Consider the following 21578-nt stretch of genomic DNA (forward strand, 5'->3'; position numbering starts at 1 on the left):
GGGAGCCGATGTGCGCCCCCTACGGCGGTAGGGGGTGGAGGAGGGGCCGCCCTGGTCCGTCCCTCTCGTCGATCGGAAGCCGGGCGGCCACCCGGAAGCCGCCGTCCGGCAGCGGCCCGGTGTCCAGGTCGCCGCCGACCAGCCGCACCCGCTCGCGCATACCGACGAGGCCGTGCCCGGTGTCGCCCACCTCCAGTGGCGCGGCGGGCGGCTCGGGCGGCGGCGCGTTGACGACGAGGACGGTGAGCTGGTCCCCGTCCGCCGAGACCGCCACCTGTGTCGCGGCGCCCGGCGCGTGCCGGACGACGTTGGCGAGGGCTTCCTGGACGATGCGGTACGCGGACAGGCCCACCGCCTCCGGCACCTCGGCGTCGCAGGGGGCGAACTCCACCGGCACGCCCGCCCGCACCGTCGCCTCCACCAGCTGCCCGATCCGGGACAGGCCCGGCTGGGGCGCCAGCTCGCCGCGCGCCTCCTCGTTGCGCAGGACGCCGAGCAGGCGCCGCATCTCGCCGAGCGACTCACGCGCGGTCGCGCCGATGGACGTGAACTCCTCCTGGACGTCCGGCGGCAGCCGGTCGAGCCGGTACGCCGCGCTGTCCGCCTGCACGGTGACGACGGACATGTGGTGCGCGACGACGTCGTGCAGTTCGCGGGCGATGCGGGCGCGTTCCTCCAGCAGGGTCCGCCGGTCGCGCTCGGCCTCGCTGATCGTCTCCTGCTCGGCCAGCCTGCGCTGCGCCTCGTACCGTTCGCGCAGCGCACCGCCGAGCACCAGGGCGACGCCGCCGAGGATGGTGAGCAACAGGCCCTTGCTGCCGGGCCCGTGGGGCGCGACGAAGACCAGGCCGACGTTCGCGCCCGCCGTCGCCAGCCACACCGCCAGCAGGGTCCGGCGTGGCTCGCGCAGGCCGAGGGCGAGGCAGAGGCCGACGTACCCGACGACCTCCATGGGCGGGAACGGCCACAGGAGCCGCTCCGCGAAGTCGACGGTCAGCAGGGCGAGCGCCCCGGCCACGTCCGCGGCGAAGACCACGTACCAGGCCCGCAGCGGGTGCACGACGGCGAGCAGCAGTGGCGCCGCCTGGGTGACGGCCAGCGCGCTGGCGATCCCGGCGTCGAGGCCGTAGTCGGCGGTGAGCACCTGGATGGTGGTGGGCAGCAGGGCGACGGACAGCACCAACGCCAAGCCCCATGGCAGCAGCCGCACCCACCGACGCGAAGCCCCCGCGAGCAGCGCGCGCGGGGGCTCGTTCTCCAGCGATGTCATGGGGCCTCCGTGGCTGCTGGTCCGGCACGCACCGGCTCCCCGGTACTGCACTACACCGTGCAGTGTAGCTCGGTTAGGATGTGACCATGGCGGCCACGAAGACACTGCGCGAGGGATCCACGCGGAAACGGGCCGCCATCCTCTCCGCGGCCCGGGAACTGTTCCTCGCCGACGGCTTCGACCGCTCCAGCGTCGACGCGATCGCCGCCCGGGCCGAGGTGTCCAAGCGGACGGTCTACGACTACTTCGGGGACAAGCGGACGCTGCTGAAGGCGGTCGTGGACGATGTCGGGCAGTCACTGATCACCACGATCCGGCGCACCCTCGACGACACCCTGACCGACCGCATGTCGGCCGCCGACCTCGAGGACGCCCTGGTGGCGTTCGCGATGCGCATCGCGACCGACATGCTCGGCTCGGCGGAGTACGCCACGCTCCAGCGGCTGGTCCGGGCCGAGTCGGGCAATCTGGAGCGCCAGGGTTACAGCGACCTGGCCGACGCCCCCGACGAGGCGCTTGCCGAGCGGTTCGCCGCCTTCGCCGCGGCCGGGCTGCTCGACGTCCCGGACCCCCGGCTCGCGGCGGACCAGTTCATCGCGCTGACCTTCGGCGTCGCCCTGGACCGCCTCGGTTCCGCGAACGCCGTGGAGGACGTCCGCGTCCGTCCCCTCGTCGTGGAGGGTGTACGGACGTTCCTCCGGGCGTACCGGACCGTCGGGGAGAGCTGACCATGGAATGCAAGGCAAGCAACCTATGGGGCCTGGAGAGATGCTGAGAGAGGTCACCGCGACCCGCTACGTCGAACCCCTGCGCTCGGGCGGCTCCGTCCCCGGCGTGGTCGAGGCCGACGACTTCGGCATGTACGTCGTCAAGTTCACCGGCTCCGCGCAGGGACACAAGGCGCTGGTCGCCGAGGTGATCGTCGGGGAGCTGGCGCGGGCCCTGGGGCTGCGGTTCCCGGAGCTGGTGCTGGTGCACTTCGACCCGGAGATCGCCGGGGACGAGCCGCACCAGGAGGTGCGCGACCTGCACGGTGCCAGCGCCGGGATCAACCTCGGCATGGACTGGCTGCCGGGCGCGCGGGACCTCACGCCCGAGGTCGCCAAGGAGTTCCCGGTCGATCCGGTGGAGGCGGGGCGGATCGTCTGGCTGGACGCCCTGACCGTGAACGTCGACCGCACGGTCCACAGCTCGAACCTGATGATCTGGCCCACCGCCGGTGTCGTCCCGCCGCGCCTGTGGCTGATCGACCACGGCGCCGCGCTGGTCTTCCACCACCGCTGGGACCTGTCCGCCCCGGAGAAGGCGTACGACTTCCGCCACCACGCCCTCGGCCACTACACCCCCGACGTGCGCGCCGCCGACGCCGAACTGGCGCCGAAGGTGACCGAGGAACTGCTGCGCGAGGTGGTGGCCGAGGTGCCGGACGCCTGGCTGGCCGAGGAGACGGACTTCGCGACCCCGGACGCCGTCCGTGAGGCGTATGTGGCCTACCTCCACGCGCGCGTGCGAGCCTCCGCGGCCTGGCTGCCCACCGACTTCCCCACCCGGGAGGAACTCGCCGCCGAGGAGGCGCTGCGCACGGCCCGCACCCAGCGAGGACGGCCGGACTGGCTCAAGCGGGTCCCCGACCTGCACGGCAAACCGGCGGCGGAACAGGATTGGTCGGTGCACCTGAAATGACGACTGAGATGACCACTGAGATGACCACCGCGATGACCACCGGGATGACGGCCCACCGCGTCGAGATCGAGTACTGCACCCAGTGCCGCTGGCTGCCGCGCGCCGCCTGGCTGGCACAGGAACTGCTCACGACCTTCGAGACGGAGCTGACCGAGCTGGCCCTCAAGCCGGGCAGGGGCGGCGTCTTCGTCGTCCGCGTCAATGACGAGGTCGTCTGGGACCGCCGCGACCAGGGCTTCCCCGAACCGACGGCCGTGAAGCAGGCCGTACGCGACCGAGTGGCCCCAGGAAAGCCCCTGGGCCACTCGGACCGCACCCCTAGCCCTTGAGCTGCTCGTACGCCGGGAGGGTCAGGAACTCGGCGTAGTCCTCGTCGAGGGCGACCTTCAGCAGCAGGTCGTGTGCCTGCTGCCAGTTCCCGGCGGCGAAGGCCTCGTCGCCGAGTTCGCTCCTGATGTTGCGGAGTTCCTCGGCGGCGACCTGCCGGGCCAGCTCCGGCGTGGCCTTCTCGCCGTTCTCGAACTCGACGCCCGCGTTGATCCACTGCCAGATCTGCGAGCGGGAGATCTCGGCGGTCGCGGCGTCCTCCATGAGGTTGAAGATGGCGACGGCGCCGAGCCCGCGCAGCCAGGCCTCGATGTAGCGGATGCCGACCTGGACGGCGTTCACGAGACCGTCGTACGTCGGCTTGGCGTCCAGGGAGTCGACGGCGATCAGGTCGGCGGCGTCGACGTGGACGTCCTCGCGGAGGCGGTCCTTCTGGTGGGGCCGGTCGCCGAGGACGGCGTCGAAGGACTCCATCGCGATCGGCACCAGGTCGGGGTGGGCGACCCAGGAGCCGTCGAAGCCGTCGTGCGCCTCGCGGTCCTTGTCGGCGCGGACCTTCTCGAAGGCGACCTTGTTGACCTCCGCGTCGCGGCGGGACGGGATGAACGCCGCCATGCCGCCGATCGCGTGCGCGCCGCGCTTGTGGCAGGTGCGGACGAGGAGTTCGGTGTACGCGCGCATGAACGGGGCCGTCATGGTCACCGCGTTGCGGTCCGGCAGCACGAACTCCGGCCCGCCGTCCCGGAAGTTCTTCACGATGGAGAAGAGGTAGTCCCAGCGGCCCGCGTTCAGTCCCGAGGCGTGGTCGCGCAGCTCGTAGAGGATCTCCTCCATCTCGTACGCCGCCGTGATCGTCTCGATCAGGACGGTGGCGCGGACGGTGCCCCGCGGGATGCCGAGGTGGTCCTGAGCGAAGACGAACACGTCGTTCCAGAGGCGGGCCTCCAGGTGCGACTCCGTCTTCGGGAGGTAGAAGTACGGGCCCCTGCCCAGGTCGAGGAGGCGCTGGGCGTTGTGGAAGAAGTACAGGCCGAAGTCGACCAGGGCACCGGGGACGGGGGTGCCGTCCAACTGGAGGTGCCGCTCGTCCAGGTGCCAGCCGCGCGGGCGCATGACGACCGTGGCGAGTTCGGCGTCCGGGCGCAGGGCGTACGACTTGCCGGTGCGCTCGTCGGTGAAGTCGATACGGCGGCTGTAGGCGTCGATCAGGTTGAGCTGGCCGGTGACGACGTTCTCCCAGGTGGGCGCGGAGGCGTCCTCGAAGTCGGCGAGCCACACCCTGGCGCCCGAGTTGAGGGCGTTGATGGTCATCTTGCGGTCGGTGGGGCCGGTGATCTCCACCCGGCGGTCGTTCAGGGCCGCGGGCGCCGGGGCGACCTTCCAGGAGTCGTCGGCGCGGATCGCGGCGGTCTCGGGGAGGAAGTCGAGCGTGGAGGTGCGGGCGATCTCGGCGCGGCGCACGGCGCGGCGGGCGAGGAGTTCGTCACGCCGGGGCGTGAACCGGCGGTGCAGCTCCGCCACGAAGGCGAGCGCCGCGTCGGTGAGGACCTCCTCCTGCCGGGGCAGGGGCTCGGCGTCGACGATGGCCAGCGGAGACGGCGCTGGTGCGGACATCAGCTGTCACTTCCTTCAGCGAGCGTGGCACCGGGTGCCAAGCGGCACGAAATGGGACGTCGTGCACCCGGTGCGCGTCCGGGAGCCTCTGAGTAGTGGATAGTAGTTTCCTCATCGTGGAACTTCAATGGTTTGTTGATGTCGAGATTCTCCGGGTCGAGGGAAGGTGGCGCTGAGTGCCACCCCGTTCACTCAAGGTGGCCCAGGTCCGCTTCCGTGTCGATGTCGTAGGGCCGGGCCACATCACCGCACTCGACGAGCGTGACAGCGCTTTCACGGTCCCTCAGGTAGGCGCGCGCCCCGCGGTCGCCGGTCGCGGTCCCGGCGATCCCCGCCCAGTGGGCCGCGCCGAGCAGCACGGGATGGCCGCGCATGCCGTCGTACGCGGCGGACGCCAGCGACGACTCGTCCCGGTACGCCGCGAGCACCCGCGCCACCGCCTCCGGCCCGATGCCGGGCTGGTCGACCAGCAGCACCAGCGCCGCCCGCGCCTCCGTCCCGGCGAGCGAGTCCAGCCCCGCGAGCAGCGAGCCGCCCATGCCCTCCTCCCACCGCGGGTTCTCCACCAGCGCGCATCCGGGCAGTTCCGCCTGCTCCCGTACGGCGTCGGCGTGCGCGCCGAGCACCACGTGGACGCGCGTGCAGCCCGCCGCGCGCAGCACGCCCGCCGCGTGCTCGACCAGCGGGCGTCCGCGGTGCGTCAGCAGTGCCTTGGGGCGTCCGCCCAGCCGCCGCCCCCCACCGGCGGCGAGCAGCAGCCCGGCGACGGCGTCCTCGCGCTTGTCGTGGTTCTCGCCATTTCGTTCGCTCATGTGTCCTGCATACCTGACGGCATGTCGACTTCTGGGGGTCTCAGGGCTGAATTTCGGTCCGCGCGGTGGCGCATCCACCCCAGAAGGCGTTTACTGGCCCGCGTTCCAGGCGCCTGGTACGGGTCAGCGGGTGCCCGAAGACGAAAGTGGTCCGGGGGACGACATGACCGCGCACGAAGGTGTGCGAGGGGGAGGGGCTGTGTTGCGGAGCTTGGGGCAGAGGCGAGTGACCGGCAGCGGCGAGGATCCGAGGGTGGCCGAACTGCGGACCGCCGTCTCCCGGTTACGCCGCGAACTCGCCGCGCACCCGGCCGAGTTCCCGGACCGCGCCATCGCCGAGGACGAACTCGCCGCCCTCGCCGCGATGACCTCCGGCGGCGCGCCCGAGGTGCCCCGCCTGCGCCGCTCCCTGCTCCTGATCGCGGGCGCGATCGGTTCGATGAGCGCGCTGGCGAAGGGGTTGGCGGAGGTCAGGGACGCGGTGGAGCTGTTTGGTGAGGCGCCTCGGGGATGAGGGTGGTGCCCCGGCGCCCTGGGTTCCGCGGGCGTGGGTGAGGCAGCGCCTCCGTGGTGCGGGCTGGGTGGCCTGGGGTGGTCGTGCCGGGTGAGCCTGGCTGGGTGGGTGGCCTGGGGTGGTCGTGCCGGGTGAGTCTGGCTGGGTGGGTGGCCTGGGGTGGTCGTGCCGGGTGAGCCTGGCTGAATGGCTGGCCCGGGTTGGTCACGCTGACCGAGCCTGGCTGATTGGCTGGCCTGGCGACGCTGGGCGTGCCCGGCCGGTTCCGGCCACTCATCGGCTCCGGCTGTACGACCGGCTCCGGCCTCGGCGGACCTCAGTCCCCACCTGACCTCAGTTCCCGCCTGACCTCAGCCGCCCGAGCCGCTTCCCGGCCCGGCCCCCCAATCGGCCGAGCCGCGTCGCTCAGGCCCCCGGCCCGCCCGGAGTCGTCAGGGCGTCGGACAGCTCCACGGCGACCTGCTGGAGCACGGGCACGATCCGTTCCGTCGCCGCCTCCGTGACGCGGCCCGCCGGGCCGGAGATGGAGATGGCCGCGGCGGTGGGGGAGTCCGGGACCGGGACCGCGAGGCAACGGACGCCGATCTCCTGCTCGTTGTCGTCGACCGCGAAGCCGAGGCGCCGGACGTCCTCCAGCGCCGCGAGGAAGCCCTCCGGCGTGGTGATCGTCTTCTCGGTGGCGGCGGGCATGCCGGTGCGGGCGAGGAGGGCGCGGACCTCGTCCGGGGGGAAGTTCGCGAGGAGGGCCTTGCCGACGCCGGTGGAGTGCGGCAGGACACGTCGGCCGACCTCGGTGAACATCCGCATCGAGTGCTTGGACGGCACCTGGGCGACGTAGACGATCTCGTCACCGTCGAGCAGCGCCATGTTCGCCGTCTCGCCGGTCTCCTCGACCAGCCGGGCGAGGAAGGGGCGCGCCCAGGTGCCGAGGAGCCGGGACGCGGACTCGCCCAGGCGGATCAGGCGGGGGCCGAGCGCATAGCGCCGGTTGGGCTGCTGGCGTACGTACCCGCAGACGACCAGCGTGCGCATCAGCCGGTGGATGGTGGGCAGCGGCAGCCCGCTGCTCACGGACAGCTCGCTCAGGCCGACCTCGCCGCCCGCGTCGGCCATCCGCTCCAGCAGGTCGAAGGCGCGCTCGAGGGACTGGACGCCACCGCTGGCGGCGGACTTGGCGGAGTCGGTGGTGCTGGCGCTGGACGTCGGCACGGCGCGTTCCTTTCGGGACTGACAGGAAGATCTGAAGCCTACCCGGCAGTCGGTTCGCTTCCCTGCTTGTACGGACCTACGTTCTACTGTACGGAATATTAATTCCGTCTTGTGGAAAAGTCCAGAGTGGGCCGTGTCGGGTGCACCGTGGAGAGTGTGGCCCTTGACGGCGGCGGGGCGGGAGGTGAGACTCCTTCAACAGAACGTTGAATTCCATTGCGTGGAAGTAAATCCCGTTTCCCGGAAGTTACCGGCGAGGAGAGGGGTCCGGGTGCCCGACGCTGAACTGGTGCTGCGCTCGACGCGCGTCATCACACCCGACGGAACACGCGCCGCGTCGGTCGCGGTGACCGGCGGCACCATCACGGCCGTACTGCCCCACGACGCGGAGGTACCGTCCGGCGCCCGGCTGGAGGACCTCGGCGACGACGTCCTGCTGCCCGGCCTGGTCGACACCCATGTGCACGTCAACGACCCGGGCCGCACCGAGTGGGAGGGCTTCTGGACCGCCACCCGCGCCGCGGCGGCCGGTGGCATCACCACCCTGGTCGACATGCCCCTCAACTCCCTGCCGCCGACGACCACCGTCGACAACCTCCGCCTCAAGGAGGAGGTCGCCGCCGCCAAGGCGCACATCGACGTCGGCTTCTGGGGCGGCGCCCTCCCCGGCAACGTCAAGGACCTGCGCCCGCTCCACGAGGCCGGGGTCTTCGGCTTCAAGGCGTTCCTGTCGCCCTCAGGCGTGGACGAGTTCCCGCACCTCGACCAGGACCAGCTCGCCCGCTCGCTGGCCGAGATCGCCGACTTCGGCGGCCTGCTGATCGTGCACGCCGAGGACCCCGACCACCTCGCCGCCGCCCCGCAGCAGGGCGGCCCCCGGTACGCCGACTTCCTCGCCAGCCGCCCCCGCGACGCCGAGGACACCGCCATCGCCGCCCTCCTCGCCCAGGCGAGACGCCTCCACGCGCGCGTGCACGTCCTGCACCTCTCGTCGTCGGACGCGCTCCCGCTGATCCGCGCCGCGCGGGCCGAAGGGGTGGCCGTCACCGTCGAGACCTGCCCCCACTACCTCACCCTGACCGCCGAGGAAGTCCCGGACGGGGCGAGCGAGTTCAAGTGCTGCCCGCCCATCCGGGAGTCCGCCAACCAGGACCTGCTCTGGCAGGCGCTGGCGGACGGCACCATCGACTGCGTGGTCACCGACCACTCCCCGTCGACGGCCGACCTCAAGACACCCGACTTCGCGACCGCGTGGGGCGGCATCTCCGGCCTCCAGCTGAGCCTGCCCGCCGTATGGACTCAGGCCCGCGAGCGCGGCCACGGCCTCGACGACGTGGTCCGCTGGATGTCCACCCGGACCGCCGAACTGGTCGGCCTGCGACGGAAGGGCGCCATCGAGGCGGGCCGCGACGCCGACTTCGCCGTCCTCGCGCCCGACGAGACCTTCACCGTGGACCCGGCGGCCCTCCAGCACCGTAACCGCGTCACGGCCTACGCGGGACGCACGCTCAGCGGCGTCGTGAAGTCCACCTGGCTGCGCGGCGAACGCATCGTCGCCAACGGCGAGTTCACCGAGCCGAAGGGACGACTCCTCAGCCGCACCCCCTGACCCCCACGTCCGCATCCGCGACGGCCAACCGACGAAAGGCAGAACTGATCACCGTGACGGCGACACCCGGCTTCACCGGCGACGCGAACCCCTACTCGGGCGGCGACCCGTACGCGGACTACCGCACCGCCGACTTCCCCTTCACCCAGTACGCCAACCTCGCCGACCGGCAGCTCGGCGCCGCCGTCATCGCCGCCAACGACGAGTTCTTCGCCCAGCGGGAGAACCTGCTGGTGCCCGAGCGGGCCGAGTTCGACCCCGAGCACTTCGGGCACAAGGGCAAGGTCATGGACGGCTGGGAGACCCGGCGCCGCCGCGGCGTCTCCGCCGAGCACCCCTGGCCCACCGCCGACGACCACGACTGGGCGCTGGTCCGGCTCGGCGCGCCCGGCGTGATCCGCGGCATCGTCGTCGACACCGCCCACTTCCGCGGCAACTACCCGCAGGCGGTGTCGGTCGATGCCACCTCGGCGCCGGGCGCCGCGTCACCGCGGGAACTGCTCGGCGACGACGTCAAGTGGACGACGCTCGTCCCGCGCACCCCCGTCGGCGGCCACGCGGCCAACGGCTTCACCGTCTCGCTGGAACAGCGCTTCACCCACCTCCGCGTCAGGCAGCACCCCGACGGCGGTATCGCGCGCCTGCGCGTCTACGGCGAAGTGGTCCCGGACCCGGCGTGGCTGGCCGTCCTCGGCACCTTCGACGTCGTCGCCCTGGAGAACGGCGGCCAGGTCGAGGACGCCTCCAACCTCTTCTACTCGCCCGCCACCAACACCCTCCAGCCCGGCCGCTCCCGCAAGATGGACGACGGCTGGGAGACCCGCCGCCGCCGCGACCAGGGCAACGACTGGATCCGCTACCGGCTGGTGTCCCGCGCCGAGATCCGCGCGATCGAGATCGACACGGCGTATCTCAAGGGCAACAGCGCGGGCTGGGCGTCGGTGTCGGTACGGGACGGCGGGGAGGGGGCGAGCGGCGGGGACGACGCCTGGCGGGAGGCCCTGCCCCGCACCCGCCTCCAGCCCGACACCAACCACCGCTTCGTACTGCCCACGCCCGTGACCGGGACGCACGCGCGCGTGGACATCTTCCCGGACGGCGGCATCTCCCGCCTGCGCCTGTTCGGCTCCCTGACGGAGGACGGGGCGCGGCGGCTGGTGGCGCGGCATCAGGAACTGAGCGGCTGAGGCGGTGAGGCGGGGCACGCTCGGAGCCCCGCCTCACCGCGGTTACGCCGCGTGCCCCCCGTCCACCGCGTACTCCGCGCCGGTGACATACGTCGCGCTAGCGAGATACGCGACGGTCGACGCGACCTCCTCGGCCGTGCCGAAGCGGCCCAGCGCGGTCAGCGCCGACTGCCCGGCGGCGTACGGCCCGTCGGCCGGGTTCATGTCGGTGTCGATGGGGCCGGGGTGCACGATGTTGGCGGTGATCCCGCGCGGGCCGAGTTCGCGGGCCAGGGCCTTGGTCAGCCCGACGAGGGCCGACTTGCTCATGGCGTACAGGGTCCCGCCCGGCCCCGGCACCCGCTGGGTCATACAGGTGCCGACGGTGATGATCCGGCCGCCGTCGGCCATCCGCGTGGCGGCGGCCCGCGAGGCCAGGAAGACGCCGCGCACGTTCACCGCGAGGACCCGGTCCACCTCCGCGAGGGACAGCTCCGGCAGCGGCCCGAGCACCCCGATGCCCACGTTGTTCACCAGCACGTCCAGCCCGCCGAGCGCCCGCGCGGCCTGCGCCACGGCGTCCGCCGCCTCCTCTGGATCGGCGGAGTCCGCCCGCAGGGCCACCGCCCGCCGCCCCAGCGCCTCCACGGCCCGTACGACGTCCTCCGCGGCCTCCTTGCCGTTCACATAGGTGACGGCGACATCCGCCCCTTCGCGCGCCAGCCGCACGGCCGTCGCCGCGCCGATGCCCCGGCTGCCACCGGTGACCAGCGCCTTCTTGTTCCGAAGTGGTCCCTGCCCGTTCTGAAAGGGTCCCTGCTCGTTCTGAATGGGTCCCTGCTCGTTCTCGTTGTGAAAGGGTGCCTGTTCGTTCTGAAGTGGTGCTTGAGAATTCATGCGTCCATTCCAGCGACACCCGTACGGCGACGCTGGCGGTGAACGGACAAGTACTTCGTGCCCGGCACCCGCGCACCGCACCGATGAGTTGCGGGGCCCCGCGGGGTCTGCCCTGATGACAGACAGTCCCGTATGGGAAAGGCAGGCACCCGCCATGGGCAAGCTCGTCCTCACCAGCTTCGTCACCCTCGACGGCGTCTACCAGGCCCCCGGCGGCCCCTCGGAGGACGCCCGCGACGGCTTCAACCAGGGCGGCTGGAGCGTGCCGTACGGCGACGAGGACTTCGGCCGGTTCATCACCGAGGTCTTCGACCGCGTCGGCGCCTTCCTCCTCGGCCGCCGTACCTACGACATCTTCGCCTCCTACTGGCCAAAGGTGACCGATCCCGCGGATCCGGTCGCGGGCAGGCTGAACAGCCTGCCGAAGTACGTCGCCTCGGCCACCCTCACTGACCCCGAGTGGGCGGGCACCACCGTGATCGACGGGGACCTCGCCAAGGAGGTCACCGCCCTGAAGGAGCGCACGGACGGCGAACTCCAAGTGCACGGCAGCGGCGCCCTGGCCCAGTCACTGCTGGCCCAGGACCTCGTCGACACCGTCCACCTGCTGACCTTCCCGGTCGTGCTCGGCGCCGGGCGCCGCCTGTTCGTGGAGGGATCCGTGCCGACCGCCTTCCGGCACACCGGTGGGCGGATCACCGCCGCGGGCGTCTCCATCCAGTCGTACGACCTGGCAGGCCGCCCGGAGTACGGCTCGTACGAACTCCCGGAGCCCGTCCAGCCGTAACGCCGCCGCCGCCCGGGACCACCCCGTAGACAGTGGGGATCCCGGGCGGCAGGTTAACTCTCCGAAAACGCAACGGACGTGACGGCAAAATCTACTCGGTTGTCATTGACATGACACCTTCTACGCGCGTCATCATGGGGGCATGAGATTCCCCCCACGGATCACCCGGACCGGCGCCGCGGCGGCGCTGCTCTCCGCGCTCCTCGTCGGCGGCACCGTGACCGCCACCTCTGCGACCGCGACCCCCACCGCGGTCGGCAGCATCTGTTACGGCGACCTGCCCTCCCAGGCGCACGACACCCTCGACCTGATCGAGGCAGGCGGCCCCTTCCCGTTCCCCCAGGACGGGACCACCTTCTACAACCGCGAGGGCATCCTGCCCAGCCAGTCGACGGGCTACTACCACGAGTACACGGTCATCACCCCCGGCAGCTCCACCCGCGGCGCCCGCCGGGTCGTCACCGGCGAGGAGTACCAGGAGGACTACTACACCGCCGACCACTACGCCTCGTTCGACCTCGTCGACTACGACTGCTGAGCCCGGGGCGGGGGCCGCCCGGCCCTCAGCGGGACTTCAGGCTCTCCGCGGCGGCGAACAGCGCGCCCGCCAGCACCACCAGGGCGACGCTGGCGAAGATCTCGTAGCCGTCGAAGACGCCGACCCGCTGCACGAGCCCGGCGTCCCAGTCGGTGAACTCGTGCACCAGGCCCAGCGCGCCCTGCACCAGGGCGAGAAATCCGAGTAGTTCCAGCAACTGCCTCATGATGAAGACCCTCGCCCCACGGACCCCCCACACGCATCGGCCGTGGGGCGAGACATCGTCGACGGAAGTCGGTGGTGTGCAGGGGTTCCGGTCGATCGTATGCATGCTGTATGCCGACTTCTGTTGATGGTGTACGTCGTGCCGACCGGCTTCTGTCGACCGTGTACGCCGTGCCGACCGGCTTCTGTCGACCGTGCACGTCGTGCCGACCGGCTTCTGTCGACCGTGTACGCCGTGCCGACCGGCTTCTGTCGACCGTGCACGCCGTGCCGACCGGCTTCTGTCGACCGTGTACGTCGCGCCTACCGGCTTCTGTCGACCGTATACACGGTGCCTACCGGCTTCTGTTGACCGCATACACGCTGCCGACCGACTTCGGTCGACGATGTACCGACTTTCGTCGACCGTCGCCCGCGAGAAGACCTTCACGCGGCCACCGCTGCGTAGATTTGTCGACCGTGAGGCAAGACAGGGCGGCAGCGCAATGGGCACCGACGTTCACGGGACGCCGGTGGCTGTTCCCGTCCGCCCTGATGCACGAACTCGACCCCGGCCCGGACGGCGGCGGGGGCAGACGGCGGCCACGGCGCACCGCGCGGGACTGGGTCGTCGACTTCTGCTGCTTCTTCGGGGCCGTCGTCATCGGCATCGCGGCCGCCGACACGGTCTCCGACGACCCCGGCACCCCGTACGCCCTCGCCGTCCTCGACCAGTGCCTGGGTGCCCTGGCCTGTGCCGCCGTCTGGCTGCGGCGGCGCTGGCCCGTCGGGCTCGCCGTGGCGCTGACCGTCATCGCCCCGGTGTCCTTGACCGCGAGCGGTGCGTCCCTGGTCGCCCTGTTCACGATCGCCGTGCACCGGCCCTTCCGGTACGTGGCCTGGATCGGCGGCGCCAATCTCGCGCTGACCCCGCTCATCTACTGGGTGCGCCCGGACCCGACGATGACCTATCTGACGGCCGTGGTGCTCACCACCCTGCTCCTCGCCTCGGTCGGCGGCTGGGGCATGTTCGTACGGTCCCAGCGCCAGCTTCTGCTCAGCCTGCGCGACCGGGCCCGGCGGGCCGAGACGGAGGCGCGGCTGCGGGCCGAACAGGCGCAGCGGCTGGCCCGGGAGGCCATCGCGCGCGAGATGCACGACGTCCTCGCGCACCGGCTGACGCTGCTCAGCGTGCACGCGGGCGCGCTGGAGTTCCGGCCGGACGCGCCCCGCGAGGAGGTGGGACGGGCGGCCGGGGTCATCCGCGAGAGCGCGCACGAGGCGCTCCAGGATCTACGGGAGATCATCGGCGTACTGCGTGCCGCGGAGTCCGACGAGGCGGGCCGTCCGCAGCCGACGCTGGCCGCGCTGGACGCGCTGGTCGCCGAGTCCCGCGAGGCGGGGATGAAGGTCACCCTCGACAACGCGGTCACCGACCCCGCCACCGTCCCCGCCTCGGTCGGCCGCACCGCCTACCGCATCGCCCAGGAGGGCCTCACCAACGCCCGCAAGCACGCCCCCGGCACCGAGGTCGCCGTCTCCGTCAGCGGCGCACTCGGCGACGGGCTCACCATCGGCGTACGCAACCCCGCCCCCGAGGGCGACGTGCCACCTGTTCCCGGCTCGGGGCAGGGCCTGATCGGGCTGACCGAGCGGGCGACGCTGGCCGGGGGACGGCTGGAGCACGGGCCGGAGCCGGACGGCGGGTTCCTGGTGCGGGCGTGGCTGCCGTGGGGTTGATGAGGGCGCCGGATGGTCCGTCCGAGGGCGCGGGATGGTCCGTCCGAAGGCGGGCAACACGCGCGCGTGGAGCGTGATTACGTAACCCCATGACTGCGACGACTGCGATCAGACTGCTCCTGGTCGACGACGATCCCCTGGTGCGGGCCGGGCTGTCCCTGATGCTGGGCGGCGCCGAGGACATCGAGATCGTCGGGGAGGCCGCCGACGGCGGCGAGGCCGAGGTGCTGGCCGACCGCACCCGGCCCGACGTCGTGCTGATGGACATCCGGATGCCCGCCGTGGACGGCCTCACCGCCACCGAGCGGCTGCGGGCCCGCGCGGACGCCCCGCAGGTCGTGGTCCTGACCACCTTCCACGCCGACGAACAGGTGCTGCGTGCCCTGCGCGCGGGCGCCGCCGGATTCGTCCTCAAGGACACCCCGCCCGCCGAGATCCTCGACGCCGTGCGCCGGGTCGCGGCCGGTGACCCGGTGCTGTCGCCCATCGTCACCCGCCAGTTGATGGCCCACGCGGCCGGTACCGCCGCCGACACCCGGCGCTCCCGCGCGCGCGAGCGCATCGCCGCCCTCAACGACCGTGAGCGCGAGGTCGCCGTCGCGGTCGGCCGCGGCCTGCCGAACGCCGAGATCGCCGCCACCCTCTATATGAGCGTCGCCACGGTCAAGACCCACGTCTCCCGCATCCTCGCCAAGCTCGGCCTCAACAACCGGGTGCAGATCGCGCTGTTGGCGTACGACGCCGGGCTGCTGGAGGAGCCGGAGGACGGGAACGGGGGTGTGGGCGGGCACTAGGCGGGCTGGCCGCGCGTTGGGGGAGTAGGCGGCGCGGGCAGGAAGGGGGAGCGGCATGGCGGAGGCCATCGACGTCATCGATCTGGGGAAGCTGGGCGAGGCGTTCCGGACGGACCCCCACCCGGTGTACGCCGGGTTGCGCGAGCGGGGCCCGGTGCACCGGGTGCGGCTGCCACCGCCGGAGGGACACGAGACCTGGCTCGTCGTGGGGTACGAGGAGGCGCGTGCCGCACTCGCCGACCCGCGGCTCGCCAAGGACCCCGCGAGGCTCGGGATCACCTTCCTCGACGAGCAGTTGATCGGGAAGTACCTGCTGATCGCCGACCCGCCCCAGCACACCCGGCTGCGCGGACTCGTCTCGCGCGCCTTCACCATGCGCCGGGTGGAGGAACTGCGCCCACGCGTCCAGCAGATCACCGACGAACTGCTCGACACGATGCTGCCGCACGGCCGCGCCGACCTCGTGGAGTCGCTGGCCTACCCCCTGCCGCTCACCGTGATCTGCGAACTGCTCGGCGTCCCCGAGATCGACCGCACCGAGTTCCGCAAGATCTCCTCGGAGGCCGTCGCGCCGACCAGCGCGGAAAGCGAGTACGAGGCCTTCGTGCGGCTCGCCGAGTACCTCGTCGCGCTGATCGAGGACAAGCGCCGCACCGGTCCCGGCGGCGACCTGCTGAGCGACCTGATCCGCACCACCGCCGAGGACGGCGACCGCCTCTCCCTGGAGGAGCTGCGCGGCATGGCCTTCCTGCTGCTCATCGCCGGTCATGAGACGACGGTCGGGCTGATCACCAACTGCGTGCACGCCCTGCTCACCCACCCCGCCCAACTCGGCGCGCTGCGCGCCGACCTGACCCTCGTCGACGGGGCGGTGGAGGAGGCGCTGCGCTACGAGGGCCCGGTGGAGAACGCGACGTTCCGGTTCGCCGCCGAGCCCCTGGAGATAGCGGGCACCCCCATAGCGCGCGGCGAGACGGTCATGATCGGCCTCACCGCGGCCGACCGCGACGGCACCCGCTTCCCCGCCCCCGACCGCTTCGACATCCACCGCGAGACCCGCGGCCACCTCGCCTTCGGCCACGGCATCCACTACTGCCTCGGCGCCCCCCTGGCCCGCCTGGAGGCCCGCACGGCGATACGTTCCCTGCTGGAGCGCGCCCCCGGCCTCACCCTCGACGGCCCGACGGGCGACTGGCTGCCGGGCACGCTGATGCGCGGGATGCGGACGCTCCGGGTGCGTTGGTAGCGGGCGCCCCGGACCGCCGCCCCACGACCGCCGCGGACCGCCGCTCCACGACCGCCGCGGACCGCCGCTCCACGACCGCCCCAGGCCACCGCCCCGCCCCAGGCCACCGCCCCGCCCCCGCCCCAGGACCGCTGCCGCTCAGCCCATCACCGGCTCGATCCGCCCCGGGATCTCCGACAGCCGGACCGCGCGGTGCTCGCGCCGGGACAGTTCGCAGGCCTCGGCGATGCGCAGGGCCTGCAAGGCCTCGCGGCCGTCGCAGGGGTTGGCGCGCTCACCCCGGACCACCTCGACGAAGGCGAGCAGTTCGGCCTCGTAGGCGGGTCCGAAGCGTTCCAGGAAGCCGGTCCACGGCTTGGACGCTGCGGGGGGTCCGGTCGGCTCGGTGGAGGCGATCGGGGTGCGGTCGTCGAGCCCGACGACGATCTGGTCCAGCTCCCCGGCCAGCTCCATGCGCACGTCGTAGCCCGCGCCGTTCAGCCGCGTCGCCGTGGCCGTGGCGAGGATGCCGCCGTCGAGGGTGAGCACCGCCGCGGCGGTGTCGACGTCACCGGCCTCGCGGAACATCGCGGGCCCGGCGTCGGCCCCGGCGGCGTACACGTCGACGACCTCGTTCCCGGTCACCCAGCGCAGTACGTCGAAGTCGTGGATCAGCGTGTCCCGGTACAGCCCACCGGACTGCGGCAGATACGCGGCCGGGGGCGGCGCCTGGTCCGAGGTGATCGCCCGGATGGTGTGCAGCCGCCCGAGCCGCCCGGCGCGGACGGCGTCGCGCGCGCCGGTGTAACCCACGTCGAAGCGGCGCTGGAAGCCCATCTGAAGCACCGTGCCCGCCGTCTCGACCTCCGCGATCGCGGACAGGGTGCCCGGCAGGTCGAGGGCGATGGGCTTCTCGCAGAACACCGGCAGCCCGGAACGTGCCGCCCGGCCGATCAGTTCGGCGTGCGCCGAGGTCGCCGTGGTGATCACCACGGCGTCCACGCCCCACTTGAAGATCTCGTCCACGCCCGGCGCCGCCGTCTCACCGAGCCGGTTCGCCAGCTCCTGGGCGCGTAACGGGTCGGCGTCCGTGAGGATCAAGGACCCCACGTCGCGGTGCCGGCTGAGCGTGTTCGCATGGAACGTGCCGATGCGGCCCGTACCGATGACCCCGATGCGCATGGAATCAAGGTGGGGTGCCACCCACCCCCCTGTCAATCTGTATGTCCGGACAATCGGACTACACAACTTCCCGTCAACAGTTCACGGAGCTACGCTCGGGCCGTGCCGAAACCAGAAGTGGACCCGACCGTGTCGCTCGCCCTCAGTGTGGACCGGAGTTCTCCGGTGCCGCTGTACTTCCAGCTGTCGCAGCAGCTGGAGGCCGCGATCGAGCACGGCACGCTCACACCCGGCAGCCTGCTGGGCAACGAGATCGAACTCGCCGCCCGGCTCGGTCTGTCCCGGCCCACCGTCCGCCAGGCCATCCAGTCCCTGGTCGACAAGGGCCTGCTGGTGCGCCGCCGCGGCGTCGGCACCCAGGTCGTGCACAGCCAGGTCAAGCGCCCGCTGGAGCTGAGCAGCCTCTACGACGACCTGGAGGCGGCCGGTCAGCGCCCCGCGACCAAGGTGCTGGTCAACACGGTCGTGGCGGCCTCCGCAGAGGTGGCGGCGGCCCTCGGCGTCCCCGAGGGCGGCGACGTACACCGCGTCGAGCGGCTGCGGCTGGCGCACGGCGAGCCGATGGCGTACCTGTGCAACTTCCTGCCCCCCGGGCTGCTCGATCTGGACACCGCCCAGCTGGAGGCCACCGGCCTGTACCGGCTCATGCGGTCCGCCGGGATCACCTTGCACAGCGCCCGCCAGTCCATCGGCGCCCGCGCCGCCAGCGCCGCCGAGGCCGAGCGGCTCGCCGAGCCCGAGGGCGCCCCCCTGCTCACCATGCAGCGCACGACCTTCGACGACACCGGCCGCGCGGTCGAGTACGGCACGCACACGTACCGCCCGACCCGTTACTCCTTCGAGTTCCAGTTGCTCGTACGGCCGTAGCCACCGCTGTAGCCGCCTCACCCGGCTTGCCGCATTGTCCGGACAAGAAGCCGGACAAAAAAGCCGACGAGAAGCCGGACGAGAAGCCGGACAAAAAGCCGACGAGAAGCCGGACGAGAAGCTAGACGAGAAGCCGACGAGAACCCCGACAAGCGCCCCGTCCGCAGCCCCGCCGTCAGCGCCCGCGCCCACATGTTCGATACTGGGGCGTTTGGGGCTGGTGATATCACCGGCCCCCACGCACGACAGAACACGGCAAGACGGCAAGAGACGGCAAGAAGGGCACGGCCTCGTGGCACGCTTTCGGACCTGGACAGGCATCGCGGTGGTGGGGGCGCTGTGCGCGTCGCTCGCGGCATGCAGCGACACCGGCGGCAAGCGCGCCGAGGACGCCCGCAAGGCCGCCGCCGCCGAGGGCGGGGCGACGGTGAACACCCCCCGGTGGACGTTCGCGATGATCACCCACTCGGGTGATGGCGACACCTTCTGGGACATCGTCCAGAGCGGCGCCAAGGAGGCCGCCACCAAGGACAACATCAACTTCCTGTACTCCCACGACGACGAGGCCCAGCAGCAGGCGCAGCTGGTGGACGCCGCCGTGGACAAGAAGGTGGACGGCATCATCGTCACCCTCGCCAAGCCGGACGCGATGAAGGCCGCCGTCGCCCGCGCGGTCAAGGCGGGCATCCCGGTGATCACGGTGAACTCCGGCTCCGCGCAGTCCAAGGAGTTCGGCGCGCTCACCCACATCGGCCAGGACGAGACGATCGCCGGGCAGGCCGTCGGCGAGGAGCTGAACGGGCGCGGCAAGAAGCGGGCCCTGTGCGTCCTGCACGAGCAGGGCAACGTCGGCCACGAGCAGCGCTGCGACGGGGTCGAGGAGACCTTCGAGGGCACCGTGGAGCGCCTGCACGTCAACGGCACGAGCATGCCGGACGTGCAGTCCGCCATCGAGGCCAAGCTCCAGGCGGACAAGTCCGTCGACGCCGTGGTCACGCTGGGCGCCCCGTACGCCGACACCGCCGTGAAGGCCAAGCGGGGCGCGGGCAGCAACGCCGAGATCGACACCTTCGACCTCAACGCCAAGGTGGCCGCCGGGCTGAAGGACGGCACCCTCGGCTTCGCCGTCGACCAGCAGCCGTACCTCCAGGGCTACGAGGCGGTCGACCTGCTGTGGCTGTACCGCTACAACGCCGACGCCCTCGGCGGCGGCAAGCCGGTGCTCACCGGCCCGCAGATCATCACCGAGGAGCAGGCCGCCGAGCTGGAGGAGTACACGAAGCGGGGCACGCGATGAGCGCGCCCACCGCATCCGCAGAAAGGTTTCCGCAGAAGGCGTCCCCGTTGCGCGGACTGCTCGGCCGCCCCGAACTGGGCTCCGTCGTCGGCGCGCTCGCGGTCTTCCTGGTCTTCGCCGTGGCCGCCGACAGCTTCCTGCGCGCCGCCAGTCTCAGCACCGTCCTGTACGCCTCATCGGCCATCGGCATCATGGCGGTCCCGGTCGCGCTGCTGATGATCGGCGGCGAGTTCGACCTGTCCGCGGGCGTCATGGTCACGTCCGCCGCGCTGGTCTCGTCGATGTTCAGCTACCAGATGACGGCGAACGTCTGGGTCGGCGTCGGAGTGTCCCTGCTGGCCACTCTGGCCATCGGCGCCTTCAACGGCTTCATGCTCACCCGCACCAGGCTGCCCAGCTTCATCATCACGCTCGGCACCTTCCTGATGCTGACCGGCATGAACCTCGGCTTCACCAAGCTGATCGACGGCACCGTCTCCACCAAGACCATCGCCGACATGGAGGGCTTCCCCTCCGCCCAGGACCTCTTCGCCTCCACGCTCACCGTCGGCGGCGTCGCCTTCAAGGTCACCATCCTGTGGTGGCTCGGCCTGGTCGTCCTCGCCTCCTGGATCCTGCTGCGCACCCGCGCGGGCAACTGGATCTTCGCCGTCGGCGGCAACCAGGACGCGGCCCGGGCGGTCGGCGTCCCCGTCGCGAAGACCAAGATCGGCCTCTACATGGGCGTCGCCTTCGGCGCCTGGATCTCCGGCCAGCACCTGCTCTTCTCGTACGACGTCGTCCAGTCCGGCGAGGGCGTCGGCAACGAGCTGATCTACATCATCGCCGCCGTGATCGGCGGCTGTCTGATCACCGGCGGCTACGGCAGCGCCATCGGCTCGGCCGTCGGCGCCCTGCTGTTCGGCATGACCAGCAAGGGCATCGTCTTCGCCGAGTGGAACCCGGACTGGTTCAAGTTCTTCCTCGGAGCGATGCTGCTCCTCGCGACCCTGCTCAACGCCTGGGTCCGCAAGCGCGCGGAGGCCACCAAGTGACGCTCGTCCAGCTGACCGACGTCAGCAAGCACTACGGCAACGTCCGAGCCCTCGACGGCGTCTCCCTGGAGGTCCACCCCGGGCAGATCACCTGCGTCCTGGGCGACAACGGCGCGGGCAAGTCCACCCTCATCAAGATCATCGCGGGGCTGCACGGACACGACGTCGGTGTCCTGAGCATCGAGGGCGAGGAGACCCGGCTCGCCTCCCCGCGTGAGGCCCTGGACCGCGGTATCGCCACGGTCTACCAGGACCTGGCCGTCGTCCCCCTGATGCCGGTCTGGCGCAACTTCTTCCTCGGCTCCGAGCCCCGCAAGGGCGTCGGCCCCTTCAAGCGCATGGACGTCGACCTCATGCGCCGCACCACCCACGCCGAACTCCTGCGCATGGGCATCGACCTGCGCGACGTGGACCAGCCCATCGGCACCCTCTCCGGCGGTGAACGCCAGTGCGTCGCCATCGCCCGCGCCGTCTACCACGGCGCGAAGGTCCTCATCCTCGACGAACCCACCGCCGCCCTCGGCGTCAAGCAGTCCGGCGTGGTCCTGAAGTATGTGGCGGCGGCACGGGACCAGGGCCTGGGCGTTGTCTTGATCACCCACAACCCGCACCACGCGTACCTGGTGGGCGACCGCTTCGTCCTGCTGCGACGCGGCACGATGGTGGGCACGTACGGGCGGGACGAGATCACGCTGGAGGAGCTGACGACCCAGATGGCAGGCGGATCCGACCTGGACGATCTGCGCCATGCACTACAGCGCACCTAGGGGTGCGGGGCCGTGTGGACAGCGGCTCCGCCGCGGGGCGCG

Annotated in this window: 22 protein-coding genes; 15 read left to right on the forward strand and 7 right to left on the reverse strand. The window is 71.7% G+C overall.

Annotation, left to right across the window (positions count from 1 at the left end):
• Window positions 1-19: 19 nt before the first annotated feature.
• Entirely contained in the window at window positions 20-1270 is a 1251-nt protein-coding gene (locus tag ACFVQG_RS04740; RefSeq protein WP_383376839.1) for a sensor histidine kinase, read from the reverse strand.
• 86 nt (window positions 1271-1356) lie between these two features.
• Here ACFVQG_RS04740 and ACFVQG_RS04745 point away from each other — a divergent pair, with 86 nt between their 5' ends.
• The 3 genes from ACFVQG_RS04745 to ACFVQG_RS04755 are packed head-to-tail and all read left to right on the forward strand — an operon-like array spanning window position 1357 to window position 3282.
• Complete coding sequence (locus tag ACFVQG_RS04745) at window positions 1357-1998, forward strand: TetR/AcrR family transcriptional regulator (protein WP_383376841.1); 642 nt, start codon at window positions 1357-1359, stop codon at window positions 1996-1998.
• A gap of 40 nt (window positions 1999-2038) precedes the next feature.
• Window positions 2039-2953, forward strand: coding sequence for a HipA family kinase (locus ACFVQG_RS04750; RefSeq protein WP_383376843.1), 915 nt, complete (start codon window positions 2039-2041; stop codon window positions 2951-2953).
• An 8-nt stretch (window positions 2954-2961) separates the two neighbouring features.
• A complete protein-coding gene (locus ACFVQG_RS04755; protein WP_383376845.1) occupies window positions 2962-3282 on the forward strand; it encodes a SelT/SelW/SelH family protein in 321 nt (106 codons plus the stop codon).
• On the opposite strand, the gene aceB is transcribed toward ACFVQG_RS04755, so the two are convergent.
• Together aceB and ACFVQG_RS04765 are read right to left on the reverse strand one after the other, a co-directional pair.
• Window positions 3272-4894 carry a malate synthase A gene (gene aceB, locus ACFVQG_RS04760; protein ID WP_383376847.1) on the reverse strand — a complete coding sequence of 541 codons (1623 nt, stop codon included), beginning with the start codon at window positions 4892-4894 and terminating at the stop codon, window positions 3272-3274. The genes ACFVQG_RS04755 and aceB overlap by 11 nt on opposite strands.
• Window positions 4895-5082: 188 nt before the next feature.
• A complete protein-coding gene (locus tag ACFVQG_RS04765) occupies window positions 5083-5706 on the reverse strand; it encodes an NTP transferase domain-containing protein (RefSeq protein WP_383376849.1) in 624 nt (207 codons plus the stop codon).
• Between the two features lie 199 nt (window positions 5707-5905).
• Here ACFVQG_RS04765 and ACFVQG_RS04770 point away from each other — a divergent pair, with 199 nt between their 5' ends.
• Window positions 5906-6220 (forward strand): DUF5955 family protein, encoded by a 315-nt coding sequence (locus ACFVQG_RS04770; RefSeq protein WP_383376850.1) that lies wholly within the window; start codon window positions 5906-5908, stop codon window positions 6218-6220.
• A gap of 405 nt (window positions 6221-6625) precedes the next feature.
• On the opposite strand, the gene ACFVQG_RS04775 is transcribed toward ACFVQG_RS04770, so the two are convergent.
• A complete protein-coding gene (locus ACFVQG_RS04775) occupies window positions 6626-7429 on the reverse strand; it encodes an IclR family transcriptional regulator (protein ID WP_383376852.1) in 804 nt (267 codons plus the stop codon).
• A gap of 271 nt (window positions 7430-7700) precedes the next feature.
• Here ACFVQG_RS04775 and allB point away from each other — a divergent pair, with 271 nt between their 5' ends.
• Window positions 7701-9038, forward strand: coding sequence for an allantoinase AllB (gene allB, locus ACFVQG_RS04780; protein ID WP_383376854.1), 1338 nt, complete (start codon window positions 7701-7703; stop codon window positions 9036-9038).
• Window positions 9039-9091: 53 nt separating this feature from the next.
• The gene (gene alc, locus ACFVQG_RS04785) at window positions 9092-10225 is read left to right on the forward strand and encodes an allantoicase (RefSeq protein WP_383376856.1); all 1134 of its coding nucleotides are present in this window, start codon (window positions 9092-9094) and stop codon (window positions 10223-10225) included.
• Between the two features lie 42 nt (window positions 10226-10267).
• On the opposite strand, the gene ACFVQG_RS04790 is transcribed toward alc, so the two are convergent.
• Window positions 10268-11101, reverse strand: a complete 834-nt coding sequence (locus tag ACFVQG_RS04790; protein WP_383376858.1) for an SDR family NAD(P)-dependent oxidoreductase — start codon at window positions 11099-11101, stop codon at window positions 10268-10270.
• Between the two features lie 154 nt (window positions 11102-11255).
• On the opposite strand from ACFVQG_RS04790, the gene ACFVQG_RS04795 reads away from it, so the two are divergent.
• Window positions 11256-11888 (forward strand): dihydrofolate reductase family protein, encoded by a 633-nt coding sequence (locus tag ACFVQG_RS04795; protein WP_383376860.1) that lies wholly within the window; start codon window positions 11256-11258, stop codon window positions 11886-11888.
• Window positions 11889-12030: 142 nt separating this feature from the next.
• Window positions 12031-12426, forward strand: coding sequence for a ribonuclease domain-containing protein (locus ACFVQG_RS04800; protein ID WP_383376862.1), 396 nt, complete (start codon window positions 12031-12033; stop codon window positions 12424-12426).
• A gap of 25 nt (window positions 12427-12451) precedes the next feature.
• On the opposite strand, the gene ACFVQG_RS04805 is transcribed toward ACFVQG_RS04800, so the two are convergent.
• Window positions 12452-12652, reverse strand: a complete 201-nt coding sequence (locus tag ACFVQG_RS04805; RefSeq protein ID WP_383376864.1) for a hypothetical protein — start codon at window positions 12650-12652, stop codon at window positions 12452-12454.
• Window positions 12653-13185: 533 nt separating this feature from the next.
• Between ACFVQG_RS04805 and ACFVQG_RS04810 the strand changes: the two genes are divergently transcribed.
• The 3 genes from ACFVQG_RS04810 (at window position 13186) to ACFVQG_RS04820 (ending at window position 16410) form a co-directional block, all read left to right on the forward strand.
• The gene (locus ACFVQG_RS04810) at window positions 13186-14370 is read left to right on the forward strand and encodes a histidine kinase (protein ID WP_383376865.1); all 1185 of its coding nucleotides are present in this window, start codon (window positions 13186-13188) and stop codon (window positions 14368-14370) included.
• Between the two features lie 89 nt (window positions 14371-14459).
• A complete protein-coding gene (locus tag ACFVQG_RS04815) occupies window positions 14460-15164 on the forward strand; it encodes a response regulator (protein WP_383376867.1) in 705 nt (234 codons plus the stop codon).
• A gap of 55 nt (window positions 15165-15219) precedes the next feature.
• Entirely contained in the window at window positions 15220-16410 is a 1191-nt protein-coding gene (locus ACFVQG_RS04820) for a cytochrome P450 (protein ID WP_383376868.1), read from the forward strand.
• A gap of 138 nt (window positions 16411-16548) precedes the next feature.
• On the opposite strand, the gene ACFVQG_RS04825 is transcribed toward ACFVQG_RS04820, so the two are convergent.
• A complete protein-coding gene (locus tag ACFVQG_RS04825) occupies window positions 16549-17571 on the reverse strand; it encodes a Gfo/Idh/MocA family oxidoreductase (RefSeq protein WP_383376870.1) in 1023 nt (340 codons plus the stop codon).
• 129 nt (window positions 17572-17700) lie between these two features.
• Between ACFVQG_RS04825 and ACFVQG_RS04830 the strand changes: the two genes are divergently transcribed.
• The 4 genes from ACFVQG_RS04830 (at window position 17701) to ACFVQG_RS04845 (ending at window position 21536) form a co-directional block, all read left to right on the forward strand.
• Window positions 17701-18438, forward strand: coding sequence for a GntR family transcriptional regulator (locus tag ACFVQG_RS04830; protein WP_383377926.1), 738 nt, complete (start codon window positions 17701-17703; stop codon window positions 18436-18438).
• A 292-nt stretch (window positions 18439-18730) separates the two neighbouring features.
• Window positions 18731-19735 (forward strand): sugar ABC transporter substrate-binding protein, encoded by a 1005-nt coding sequence (locus ACFVQG_RS04835; protein ID WP_383376873.1) that lies wholly within the window; start codon window positions 18731-18733, stop codon window positions 19733-19735.
• Window positions 19732-20769, forward strand: coding sequence for an ABC transporter permease (locus ACFVQG_RS04840; RefSeq protein WP_383376875.1), 1038 nt, complete (start codon window positions 19732-19734; stop codon window positions 20767-20769). The genes ACFVQG_RS04835 and ACFVQG_RS04840 overlap by 4 nt, the downstream gene beginning before the upstream one ends.
• Complete coding sequence (locus ACFVQG_RS04845; RefSeq protein WP_383376877.1) at window positions 20766-21536, forward strand: ATP-binding cassette domain-containing protein; 771 nt, start codon at window positions 20766-20768, stop codon at window positions 21534-21536. Before ACFVQG_RS04840 ends, ACFVQG_RS04845 begins: the two co-directional genes overlap by 4 nt.
• Window positions 21537-21578 lie beyond the last annotated feature (42 nt).

The organism is Streptomyces sp. NPDC057877, assembly GCF_042796855.1.
Taxonomy (GTDB): domain Bacteria; phylum Actinomycetota; class Actinomycetes; order Streptomycetales; family Streptomycetaceae; genus Streptomyces.